Below are 11,934 nucleotides of genomic sequence, written 5' to 3'. Positions count from 1 at the left end.
GAAGGGTGCGGGGGAGGCCTTGCGGCCAGGCGAGGGCAGGGCGGGGTCGGGGGCGGTGGTCGTGTGCGGCATGCACCCAGGTTCCGTGGCGGCGGGCCGCCCGGTCCAACACCTCTTCCCCGCCCACTCACCGCATCCTGTTGTTAGTCTCGGCGCGTGAATCCCCGTGACGTCGACCCCCGGCTGCTGCGCGGCTTCCTCGCGGTCGCCGAGGAGCTGCACTTCACGCGCGCCGCCGCCCGCCTCTACACCGCCCAGCAGGCCCTCAGCCGCGACGTGCGCCGCCTCGAACAGGGCCTCGGCACCGCCCTGTTCACCCGCACCACCCGCGCCGTCGAGCTGACCGCCGACGGCGAGCGGCTGCTTCCGCTGGCCCGGCGGGTGCTCGCCGCCCACGAGGAACTCGCCGCCGCCTTCGCCGGCCCCCGCCCGCTCCTCGTCGACGTCAACACCGACGGCCCCAGCAGCGCCCGCACCGTCCTGGACCGGGCCCGCGAACTCGCCCCGGACTGCGAGCTGATGGCCCGCTTCGAGAGCGGCCTCACGCACGCCGCCGCCGAGGTCGCCGCCGGCCGGCTGGACGTGGCGTTCGGCTACGTCCACGGCCTGGAGCCCGCGCTGCGCGGCCGCCTCGACCACATGCCCGTACGCTACGAGCCGCTCGCCGCGCTCCTGCCCCACGGGCACCCGCTGGCCGACCCGCCCGGCGCCCCCCTGCCGGTCGGCGCGCTCGCCGGGGAACACGTGTACGCGGGCGCCGGCAACCCGCGCACCCTGGAGTGGACCCGGCTCGCCCGCGAGCTCTTCGAAGGCCGCGGCATCGCCCTCGCCCCGCCCGCCCCGGTCGCCATCGGCAAGGAGGAATTCCGCCGCGTGATGGCCAAGACCCGCACCCCGGTCCTCGTCACCGTCGACTTCACCGACCTGCCCGCCTGCACCAAGCGGCCGCTGGCCGACCCGCTGCCGCTGTCCCCCCTGTCGATGGTGTGGCGCAGGGGCTTCGCCCACCCGGGCCTCGACGCGCTGCGCCGCGCCGCCCGGGGCCTCGCCGCCGAACGCGGCTGGCTGGAGGTGCCCCCCGGCAGCTGGCTGCCCGCCGCAGCGCTCACAGGGCCGCCCGGCAGCGGGTGAGTGCAAGGTTTCCCGCCGGTCATCCGGCGGGGACCGGGGCCGAAACGCGCCGTTCCTAACGTCGTCCGCACGGACCGACGGCAGTGGAGGCCTGTGATGACCCGTACGACCGCACCGCGCAAGGGGGGCCGCTGGATCGAGCGGTGGGACCCGGAGGACGAGACGTTCTGGAAGGAGACCGGCGAGCGGATCGCCCGACGCAACCTGCTGTGGTCGGTGGTCAGCGAGCACATCGGCTTCTCCATCTGGTCGCTGTGGTCGGTGATGGTGCTGTTCATGGGGCCCGAGTACGGGATCGACCCCGCCGGCAAGTTCTTCCTGATCGCCACCGCCACCTGCGTCGGCGCCCTCGTCCGCATCCCGTACACCTTCGCCGTCGGCCGGTTCGGCGGCCGGAACTGGACCGTCGTCAGCGCCGTGCTGCTCCTCGCGCCGACCACGGCGGCGCTGGTCGTCATGGAGCCCGGGACCCCGTACGGCGTGTTCCTCGCCGTGGCGGCCCTGACCGGTGTCGGCGGCGGCAACTTCGCCTCCTCCATGACGAACATCAACGCCTTCTTCCCGCTGCGGAAGAAGGGCTGGGCGCTCGGCCTGAACGCCGGCGGCGGCAACATCGGCGTGCCCGTCGTGCAGCTCGCCGCGCTCCTCGTCATCGGGACCGCGGGCGCCGGCCACCCGCGGGTGCTCCTCGCCTGCTACCTGCCGCTGATCGTCCTCGCGGCCGTCCTCGCCCTGCTGCGGATGGACAACCTCGCGCCGCTCCGCAACGACGGCGGCGCGCTGCGCGAGGCCGCCCGCGAGCGGCACACCTGGCTGATGGCGCTGCTGTACGTCGGCAGCTTCGGCTCCTTCATCGGCTACAGCTTCGCCTTCGGGCTGGTGCTGCAGACGCAGTTCGGCCGGACCCCGCTCCAGGCCGCCTCGCTCACCTTCGTCGGGCCGCTCCTCGGCTCGCTGGCCAGGCCCGTCGGCGGGGCGCTCGCCGACCGGTTCGGCGGGGCCCGCATCACCCTCGGCGGCTTCGTCGCGATGGCCGCCGCGACCGGTGTCGTCATCCACGCCTCGCTGCGGGAGTCGCTGCCGCTCTTCCTCGTCGGGTTCACCGCCCTGTTCGCCCTCAGCGGCATCGGCAACGGCTCCACCTACAAGATGATCCCGGGGATCTTCCAGGCGCAGGCCCTGGCCCGCGGCATGTCCGGCGAGGCCGCCGCCGCGTACGGGCGCAGGCTCTCCGGCGCCGCCATGGGCCTGATCGGGGCGGTGGGCGCGCTCGGCGGACTGGGCATCAACCTCGCCTTCCGCGAGGCGTTCCGCACCACCGGGTCCGGCACCGGGGCCTTCGCCGCCTTCCTCGCCTGCTACGCCGTGTGCTGCGCCGTCACATGGGCGGTATACCTTCGCCGGCCCGCGGGACCGGCCCGCCCGGAGCCCGAGGCCGAGAGGAAGCCGCAGCTCACCTCCGTGTAACGGCGGTTAACGGCCCGGAAATACGGCGGAACCGGCCCTGACACGCAGAGTTGACAGGCTCGGTTCCGTCACGCGGCACCCGCGCCGCGAACGTGCTAAAGAGCCACCGCCGAGGCAGGTCACCATGGACGACGACACGCACCCCGCCGCTCCCGCCACCGCCGCTCCCGAGCCCGCCGGGCCGGGGGCCGGGCCGGGGCCGCTGCCGGGTTCACCGTCGGAGTCACCGCGGCCCGCCGCGCGGACGAGCTGATCGCCCTGCTGCGCCGCCGCGGGGCCGCCGTCCTGCACGCCCCCGCCCTGCGGATCGTCCCGCTCGCCGACGACAGCGAACTCCTCGCCGCCACCGAGCAGCTGCTGGACCGGGCGCCCGACGCCGTCGTCGCCACCACCGCGATCGGCTTCCGCGGCTGGATCGAAGCCGCCGACGGCTGGGGCATCGGCGAGGAGCTGCTGCGCCGCCTCCGGGCCGCCGAACTCCTCGCCCGCGGGCCCAAGGTCAAGGGAGCCATCCGGGCCGCCGGGCTCGTCGAGGCCTGGTCCCCGCAGTCCGAATCCCTCGCCGAGGTCCTCGACCGGCTCCTCGCCGCCGGCGTCGCCGGCCGCCGCATCGCGATCCAGCTGCACGGCGAACCCCTCCCCGGGTTCGTCGAGGCGCTGCGGGCCGGCGGCGCCGACGTCGTCGTCGTCCCCGTCTACCGCTGGATGGCCCCCGAAGACCCTGCCCCCCTCGACCGGCTGCTGGACGCGGTCGCCGCCGGCGCCGTCGACGCCGTCAGCTTCACCTCCGCCCCCGCCGCCGCCTCGCTGCTCGCCCGCGCCGAGGAGCGCGGCCTGTCCGAGCAGGTGCTCGGCGCCCTGCGCGGCCCCGTCCTGCCGGCCTGCGTCGGCCCCGTGACCGCCGTACCGCTCCAGGCCCGCGGCATCGACACCGTGCAGCCCGACCGGTACCGCCTCGGACCCCTCGTGCAGCTGCTGTGCCGGGAACTGCCCGGCCGCGCCAAGACCCTGCCCGTCGCCGGCCACCGCCTGGAGATCCGCGGCCACGCCGCCCTCGTCGACGGGGGGCTGCGCCCCGTCCCCCCGGCCGGCATGGCCCTGCTGCGGGCCCTCGCCCGGCAGCCGGGCTGGGTCGTCGCCCGCGCCGAGCTGCTGCGCGCCCTGCCCGGCGCCGGCCGGGACGAGCACGCCGTCGAGACGGCCATGGCCCGCCTGCGCGGCGCCCTCGGCACCCCGAACCTCATCCAGACCGTCGTCAAACGCGGCTACCGGCTGGCCCTCGACGCCGGCGAGTGCACACCGGCCCGCTGACCGCCCCGGTCCGCGCCCGCCCCTTGGACACGGCGGCCGGGCCGGGCTACCGTGCCCCGATGATCATCGACGGGGTGGGGGTGCGGTACGCCGAGCCGGGCGACGCCGCCGCGCTGGCCGACGTACTCGCGCGCAACCGGGCGTACATGGCGCCCTTCGAACCCTGGCGGTCCGAGGTGTTCTACACCGAGGCCGGCCAGCGCGCCCGCATCGAGGGACTGCTCGCCGAATGCGACGCGGGGCGCCTCCACCCGTTCGTGATCACCGATGCCGCCACCGACGCACCCATCGGCATGATCAACCTGGGGAACGTCTCCCTCGGCCCCTTCCGCAGCGGCGGCGTCGGCTACTGGCTCGACCAGGCCCACACCGGCCGCGGCGCCGCCACCGCGGCACTGCAGGAGGTCTGCCGGATCGCCCGCGACGACCTGCGCCTGCACCGGGTGGAGGCGTCGACCCTCGTCGACAACCCCGCCTCCCAGCGGGTCCTCGCCAAAGCCGGCTTCAGCCGGATCGGCCTCGCCCCCGGCTACCTCCACATCAACGGCGCCTGGCGCGACCACGTCCTCTTCCAGCGCCTCCTGAACGACGACCCGCCGCCGTAGCCCGGGGCCGCACCCCGCCGCCCGTACGGGGGGTTCCGCATCCACCGCGGGCGCGGCACTCTGAAAGGCGCGTCCCTCGACACGAGGCGGTGACGGGCATGTGGTTCGACTCCGGGCGCGTGTGCCTGGACCTGGTGGCCACCTCCTCCGCCCCCGCGGGCGCCGAGGAGCTGTACGACGGCGACGAGCTGCGGCTGTGGCTCGCCGGAGCCGGGCTCGTGCCCGACCGGACGCCGCTCGCCCGCGTCGGCCCCGACTGGGTCGCGGCCTTCCGGGCCCTGCGCGCCGACGTGGCCTGCCTCGTGCGCGCCGCGCTCGCCGGAGGCTCCCCCGACGGGGGCGCACTCGCCCGGGTCAACGCGCTGGCCGCCGGCCCACCCCCGGGCCTGTGCGCCGTCCAGGACCGCGAAGGGCACCTCGTACGGGAGCTGTGCGGGGGCGTCGAGTGCGGGGCGCTGCTCGCCGCGGTCGCCCGCGACGCGGTGGAACTGCTGACGGACCCCGGCGACCGGGCCCTGCTGCGGTGCTGCTCCTCGACCGGCTGCACCCGCATCTACCTGGACACTTCCCGCGGGCACCGGCGCCGCTGGTGCTCCAGCGAGCTGTGCGGCAACCGGGAGCGCGTCGCCCGCCACCGCCGCCGCAGGACCTCCGCCCGGACCGGGCGGTGATCTTCCCCCGGCCACCGGAACGGGCGTGCGGACAGGGTGCGGCTTCGCGTACGGTTGACGGTCGCCCATGCACGTCAGAAGGGGGCCTTGGTGGCCGCGCAGGATGCCGCTGTCGACAACACGGCGGATTCCGTCCGCGATCGGGAGATCGCGATCGAGCAGACACACCTGGACCGGGTGTACCGGCGGCTCGAGGAGAAGATCGACGAGGCCGAGTTCCTCATGAACGACGCGGCCAAGCGGGGCCAGGTCGGCACGCCCGGCGCGCTCGCCGAGCGCGACGCCCAGGTCTTCCGGGCCGGGATCCACCTCAACCGGCTGAACAACGAGTTCGAGGACTTCCTCTTCGGCCGCATCGACCTGCTGCTCGGAAGGGACGGCGAGCGCGGCCCGGACGGCGCCCACACCTCCGTCGAGCCGGCCGACGACGCGATCCGCGAGGACCTCACCGCCGACATCGCCGAGACCCTGCACATCGGCCGCATCGGCGTCCTCGACGCCGACTACTCGCCGCTGGTCATCGACTGGCGGGCGCCGGCCGCCGCCCCGTTCTACCGGTCCACGCCCAAGGAGCCGGGCCGGGTCGTCCGCCGCCGCGTCATCCGGTCCAAGGGGCGCCGCGTCCTCGGCGTCGAGGACGACCTGATGCGCCCCGAGGTCACCGCCTTCCTCGACGGGCGGGAGCTGCCCGCGATCGGCGACGGCGCCCTGATGGCCGCCCTCGGCCGGGCCCGCACGCACTCCATGCGCGACATCGTCTCCTCCATCCAGGCGGAGCAGGACCTCGTCATCCGCGCGCCCGCCGCGTCCGTCGCCGAGGTCGCGGGCGGCCCCGGCACCGGCAAGACCGCCGTCGCCCTGCACCGCGCCGCCTACCTCCTCTACCAGGACCGGCGCCGCTACTCCGGCGGCATCCTGATCGTCTCGCCGACCCCGCTGCTCGTCGCGTACACCGAGGGCGTCCTGCCCTCCCTCGGCGAGGAGGGCCAGGTCGCCATCCGCGCGCTGGGCTCGCTCGTCGACGGCGCGGAGGCGACCGCGTACGACGAGCACGCCGTGGCCCGCGTCAAGGGCTCCTCCCGGATGCTCAAGGTGCTCCGCAAGGCCGTCCGCGGCGCGCTCGAACTGGGCGGCGCCCCCGAACGGCTGCGTGTCGTGGCGTTCTCCCGCCGCGTCGAGCTGGAGGCGGACGAGCTGGACCGGATCCGGCAGAACGCCCTCGGCGGCACCGCCCCGGCCAACCTGCTGCGCCCGCGCGCCCGCAAGCTGCTGCTGGACGCCCTGTACGCGAAGACGGGCGCGGCCGGCCGGCACAGCGACCCGGAGCTGGCCGCCGAGCTGCGGCAGGCCTTCGACGAGGACGTCTCCACCGAGGACGCCTTCATCGACTTCCTGAACGCCTGGTGGCCCGAGCTCACCCCGCGCGCCGTGCTCGCCGCGATGGCCGACGAGCGGCGCCTGGGCCGCTGGGCGCGCCGCGTCCTCACCCCGCGCGAGGTCCGCCGCCTGGCCCGGTCGCTGCGGCGGGTCGGGCCGGCCGGGCAGGGCCCGCTGTCCGTGCACGATGTCGCGCTGCTGGACGAGCTCCAGCAGCTGCTCGGCGCCCCGGCGCGGCCGAAGCGGAAGCGGGAGGCGGACCCGCTGGACCAGCTCACCGGCCTGCAGGAGCTGATGCCGGTGCGCGAGGAGAGCCAGTGGGAGCGGGCGGAGCGGATCGCCGCCGAGCGCACCGAGTACGCGCACGTCATCGTGGACGAGGCGCAGGACCTGACGCCGATGCAGTGGCGGATGGTGGGCCGCCGCGGGCGGCACGGCACCTGGACGGTGGTCGGCGATCCGGCGCAGTCCTCCTGGATCGACCCGGAGGAGGCGGCCGCGGCCCGCGACGAGGCGCTGGGGACCCGGCCGCGCCGGCGGTTCACCCTGACGGTGAACTACCGCAACCCGGCCGAGGTCGCCGAGATCGCGGCCCGTGTGCTGAAGCTGGCCATGCCCGGGATGGAGCCGCCGTCCGCGGTGCGCTCGACGGGCCTCACGCCGCGGTTCGCCGTCGCCGGGGACGACCTGGGGGCGGCGGTGCGGGAGGAGGCCCGGCGGCTGCTGGAGCAGGTGGACGGCACGGTGGGCGTGGTCGTCTCCATGGAGCGGCGCGAGGAGGCGGCGGGCTGGCTCGCCGACCTCGGCGAGCGGGCGGTGGCGCTGGGCAGCCTGGAGGCCAAGGGCCTGGAGTACGACGCGACGGTGGTGGTCTCCCCGGCGGAGATCGCCGGCGGCAACAGCCGCGAGGAGGTCGAGGCGGGCGAGTTCCCCGCGGGCCTGCGCGTGCTGTACGTGGCGCTCACCCGGGCGACGCAGCAGCTGACGGTGGTCTCCACCGAGCGGGACGCCCCGGACGCGTCGGGCCTGCCCTCGCTGCTGAGCCCGTAGGGGCGCCGCAGGTGCCGCGGCCCGCGGGCCCGGCGGCCGCGGCGGCGCCGGTCCGCGGGGGTAGGCCACACGCGTGGCGGCGCGAGCGGGACTCGACCGGCGGGGGACCGCCCCGGCGGATCCTTTGTTAGCCTGGGTACGACACCGGCTCGATCCAAGCCCCCGGGCCCAACCTTCGTCGCTTCGAGCGACCACTTGCCGCGAGGCGAGCATGGCGGGTCGGTGTCGCAGCTTCAGGGTCCGCGCCCCTCACCACGAGGGGCGCGGACCCTTTTTCGCGTCCCGGACGGGTTCCGCGCCTCCGGCTTATCTCGTATGGTGGAAGAGTTCTTCCGAAATTCGTAGCTGGTTACCGGCTACCGGTCAGTAGGTGGGACGATCGGACAACAGGCCCCGCCGCACGCAAAAGCAGCGGGCCTGTGCACAGACGTGAAAACAGGGACAGAAGAGGAAACACGGCCATGGCAACGGCGCCCAGCGTCTCGTACTCGATGACGGTCCGCCTGGAGGTGCCCGCGAGCGGAACCGCGGTCTCCCAGCTCACCACGGCCGTGGAGTCGTCCGGCGGGTCGGTCACCGGCCTCGACGTGACCGCGTCCGGCCACGAGAAGCTCCGCATCGACGTCACCATCGCCGCGACCTCCACCGCCCACGCCGACGAGATCGTCGACAAGCTGCGCGGCATCGAGGGCGTCAGCCTCGGCAAGGTCTCCGACCGCACCTTCCTGATGCACCTCGGCGGCAAGATCGAGATGGCGTCCAAGCACCCCATCCGCAACCGCGACGACCTGTCGATGATCTACACCCCCGGCGTGGCCCGCGTCTGCATGGCGATCGCCGAGAACCCCGAGGACGCCCGCCGCCTCACGATCAAGCGCAACTCCGTCGCAGTCGTGACGGACGGCTCCGCCGTGCTGGGCCTCGGCAACATCGGCCCGAAGGCCGCCCTGCCGGTCATGGAGGGCAAGGCCGCCCTCTTCAAGCGGTTCGCCGGCATCGACGCCTGGCCGATCTGCCTGGACACCCAGGACACCGACGAGATCGTCTCCATCGTCAAGGCCATCGCCCCCGGCTTCGCCGGCATCAACCTGGAGGACATCTCCGCGCCGCGCTGCTTCGAGATCGAGGCACGCCTGCGCGAGGCCCTCGACATCCCCGTCTTCCACGACGACCAGCACGGCACCGCGATCGTCGTCCTCGCCGCCCTCACCAACGCACTGCGCGTCGTGGGCAAGGCAGTTGGGGACGTGAAGGTCGTCATGTCGGGCGCCGGCGCGGCCGGCACGGCCATCCTGAAGCTGCTCCTGGCCGCCGGCGTGAAGAACGTCGTCAGCGCCGACATCCACGGCGTCGTGCACGCGGGGCGCCCGGACCTGGTCGACGCCGCCGAGGACTCGCCGCTGTGCTGGATCGCCGCGAACACCAACCCCGAGGGCTACACCGGCACGTTGAAGGAGGCCGTCGTCGGCGCCGACGTGTTCATCGGCGTCTCCGCCCCGAACGTGCTCAGCGGGGAGGACGTCGCCGCGATGGCCGAGGGCGCGATCGTGTTCGCGCTCGCGAACCCCGACCCGGAGGTCGACCCGGCGGTCGCCCGCCAGACGGCCGCCGTCGTCGCCACCGGCCGCTCCGACTTCCCGAACCAGATCAACAACGTGCTGGTCTTCCCGGGCGTCTTCCGCGGCCTGCTGGACGCGCAGTCCCGCACCGTGAACACCGACATGATGCTCGCCGCCGCGACCGCCCTCGCCGATGTCGTCGGCGAGGACGAGCTGAACGCGAACTACATCATCCCTTCCGTCTTCAACGACAAGGTCGCGGGCGCGGTCGCCGGCGCCGTCCGCAAGGCCGCCCAGAGCGCGACCGCCGCTGTGACGACGCCCACGTCCGCCTGACGGGCGTCCCGGCGCGTCGCGGGATGCAGCCCGGGCGGGCCCCCTCTAGTGTTGCGGGGATGCCCACGAGGACCGGGACGCGCAATCCCACCAGTGCGGACGGAGCGTCACCGGGGCGTGACTGTGGCGCTTTTCGTGTGACCCTGGCGGGTGCCGGATTGGCGTTCCCGCCGCTGGTGGGGGCAGGATGCGTAACCGGGCGCGAGGGTCTGACGTTCAGACCCGGGTCCGGGCACTGTCCGAGGGCCCTGGCAGCATCGGCTTCGATCTCACGCCTCCAAGGCAAGTTGAACACGGGAGTACAACATGAACCGCAGTGAGCTGGTGGCCGCTCTGTCCGAGCGCGCCGAGGTGACCCGCAAGGACGCCGACGCCGTTCTGGCCGCGCTCGCCGAGACCGTCGGCGAGATCGTCGCCAAGGGCGACGAGAAGGTCACCATCCCCGGCTTCCTGACCTTCGAGCGCACCCACCGTGCCGCTCGCACCGCGCGCAACCCGCAGACCGGCGACCCGATCCAGATCCCGGCCGGCTACAGCGTGAAGGTCTCCGCGGGCTCCAAGCTCAAGGAAGCCGCCAAGGGCAAGTAGTTCCGCCCTCGTGCCGAGCGCCGCGCAGGCGCCCGGCACGGCAGGTTGCGGAGAACGCCGAAGGGCGGCCACCCCGCGGGGTGGCCGCCCTTCGGCCTGTCTGCCGCCCGGTCCGGCCGCTTGCCCGGTCCGGGCCCGGCAGGGCCCCCGCAGGGGCCCTGGACGCCTCAGACGAGGTCGCCGCCGGGGAGCTCGACCTTCGCGCCGAGCTCGACGAGCTTCTCCATGAAGTTCTCGTAGCCGCGGTTGATCAGGTCGATGCCGTGCACCCGGGAGGTGCCCTCGGCCGCCAGCGCCGCGATCAGGTACGAGAACCCGCCGCGCAGGTCGGGGATGACCAGGTCGGCGCCCTGCAGCCGGGTCGGGCCGGAGACGACCGCCGAGTGCAGGAAGTTGCGCTGGCCGAAACGGCACGCGGAGCCGCCCAGGCACTCGCGGTACAGCTGGATGTGCGCGCCCATCTGGTTCAGCGCCGAGGTGAAGCCGAGCCGGGACTCGTACACCGTCTCGTGGACGATGGACAGGCCCGCGGCCTGCGTCAGCGCCACGACGAGCGGCTGCTGCCAGTCGGTCTGGAAGCCGGGGTGCACGTCCGTCTCCAGCGCGATGGCGTTCAGCGGGCCGCCGGGGTGCCAGAAGCGGATGCCCTCGTCGTCGATCTCGAAGGCGCCGCCCACCTTGCGGTAGGTGTTCAGGAAGGTCATCATCGAGCGCTGCTGGGCGCCGCGCACGTAGATGTTGCCGCCGGTCGCCAGGGCCGCGGAGGCCCACGAGGCGGCCTCCAGGCGGTCCGGGAGCGCCTTGTGGTTGTAGCCGCCGAGGCGGTCCACGCCGGTGATCCGGATGGTCCGGTCGGTGTCCATCGAGATGATGGCGCCCATCTTCTGCAGGACGCAGATGAGGTCCTCGATCTCGGGCTCCACAGCGGCGTTGCTGAGCTCGGTGACGCCCTCGGCCAGGACGGCCGTCAGCAGCACCTGCTCGGTCGAGCCGACGGACGGGTACGGCAGGCGGATCTTGCAGCCGCGCAGGCGCTGCGGGGCTTCCAGGTACTGGCCGCCCTCGCGCTTCTCGATCGTCGCGCCGAACTGGCGGAGCACGTCGAAGTGGAAGTCGATGGGCCGGCCGCCGATGTCGCAGCCGCCCAGGCCGGGGATGAAGGCGTGGCCGAGGCGGTGCAGCAGCGGGCCGCAGAAGAGGATCGGGATGCGGGACGAGCCCGCGTGGGCGTCGATGTCGGCGACGTTCGCGCTCTCGACGTGCGTCGGGTCGAGCACCAGCTCGCCCGGCTCCTCACCGGGGCGCACGGTCACGCCGTGCAGCTGGAGCAGCCCGCGCACCACCCGCACGTCGCGGATGTCGGGAACGTTGCGGAGCCGGCTGGGTTCGCTGCCGAGCAGAGCGGCGACCATGGCCTTCGGCACGAGGTTCTTCGCACCGCGGACACGGATCTCGCCCTCCAGCGGGGTACCGCCGTGGACAAGCAGGACATCGTCTGTGCCGGTCATGAATCTCGCGTTCCGGAGGGGGTCCACCCGGCGGGGCCGGGGGAGACGGGCAGGGGCCAGGGAAAAGGGTAAGGGGCGCGGGGGGCCTGTTCGTAAGGCCGACGCGGCCGTGGGACTGTCATGAATTGGCCACAACACCCACCGTGTCCACCCCATGGCGGAGTGTCGCATTCCGCCGTGTCGGCGCGGCGCGGCGACACGGCGGCATGCCACACACCGCCCTGGGGTGGACCCGGTCTGTCTCTTCTACTCCTCCCCGAACCCACGAGACTGCAGCTAAGCTCCTATGCCGTCTTCTGCTTGAAAAAAAACCGTCGCTCTTCTCCGCCTT

General features: G+C 73.9%; 8 protein-coding genes and 1 pseudogene. 8 read left to right on the top strand and 1 reads right to left on the bottom strand.

The annotated features are described in order from the left end of the window. The first annotated feature begins 156 nt into the window (after positions 1-156). The 8 genes and pseudogenes from EF903_RS18805 (at position 157) to EF903_RS18770 (ending at position 10,095) form a co-directional block, all read left to right on the top strand. A complete protein-coding gene (locus EF903_RS18805) occupies positions 157-1,131 on the top strand; it encodes a LysR family transcriptional regulator (protein ID WP_125544678.1) in 975 nt (324 codons plus the stop codon). A 96-nt stretch (positions 1,132-1,227) separates the two neighbouring features. Beyond that, positions 1,228-2,598, top strand: a complete 1,371-nt coding sequence (locus tag EF903_RS18800; protein ID WP_125544676.1) for a NarK/NasA family nitrate transporter — start codon at positions 1,228-1,230, stop codon at positions 2,596-2,598. Between the two features lie 195 nt (positions 2,599-2,793). Further along, a pseudogene (locus tag EF903_RS18795) lies at positions 2,794-3,909 on the top strand (uroporphyrinogen-III synthase); the annotation flags it as partial. 59 nt (positions 3,910-3,968) lie between these two features. Beyond that, complete coding sequence (locus tag EF903_RS18790) at positions 3,969-4,514, top strand: GNAT family N-acetyltransferase (protein WP_125544671.1); 546 nt, start codon at positions 3,969-3,971, stop codon at positions 4,512-4,514. A gap of 98 nt (positions 4,515-4,612) precedes the next feature. Beyond that, the gene (locus tag EF903_RS18785; RefSeq protein WP_125544669.1) at positions 4,613-5,185 is read left to right on the top strand and encodes an ABATE domain-containing protein; all 573 of its coding nucleotides are present in this window, start codon (positions 4,613-4,615) and stop codon (positions 5,183-5,185) included. A gap of 90 nt (positions 5,186-5,275) precedes the next feature. Beyond that, complete coding sequence (locus tag EF903_RS18780; RefSeq protein WP_125544667.1) at positions 5,276-7,612, top strand: UvrD-helicase domain-containing protein; 2,337 nt, start codon at positions 5,276-5,278, stop codon at positions 7,610-7,612. Between the two features lie 461 nt (positions 7,613-8,073). Continuing rightward, entirely contained in the window at positions 8,074-9,507 is a 1,434-nt protein-coding gene (locus EF903_RS18775) for an NAD-dependent malic enzyme (protein WP_125544665.1), read from the top strand. A 306-nt stretch (positions 9,508-9,813) separates the two neighbouring features. Next, positions 9,814-10,095: an HU family DNA-binding protein gene (locus EF903_RS18770; protein ID WP_007264399.1), complete on the top strand. Its 282-nt coding sequence runs from the start codon at positions 9,814-9,816 to the stop codon at positions 10,093-10,095. Positions 10,096-10,262: 167 nt separating this feature from the next. On the opposite strand, the gene murA is transcribed toward EF903_RS18770, so the two are convergent. After that, positions 10,263-11,603 carry a UDP-N-acetylglucosamine 1-carboxyvinyltransferase gene (gene murA / locus EF903_RS18765; RefSeq protein WP_114057733.1) on the bottom strand — a complete coding sequence of 447 codons (1,341 nt, stop codon included), beginning with the start codon at positions 11,601-11,603 and terminating at the stop codon, positions 10,263-10,265. Between the last annotated feature and the right edge of the window lie 331 nt (positions 11,604-11,934).

It is taken from the genome of Streptomyces sp. WAC05292, from assembly GCF_003949955.1.
Taxonomy (GTDB): Bacteria; Actinomycetota; Actinomycetes; order Streptomycetales; family Streptomycetaceae; genus Streptomyces; species Streptomyces globosus.
The sequence above is the reverse complement of the archived record's forward strand: the minus strand, read 5'-3'. Positions and strand labels throughout refer to the sequence as shown.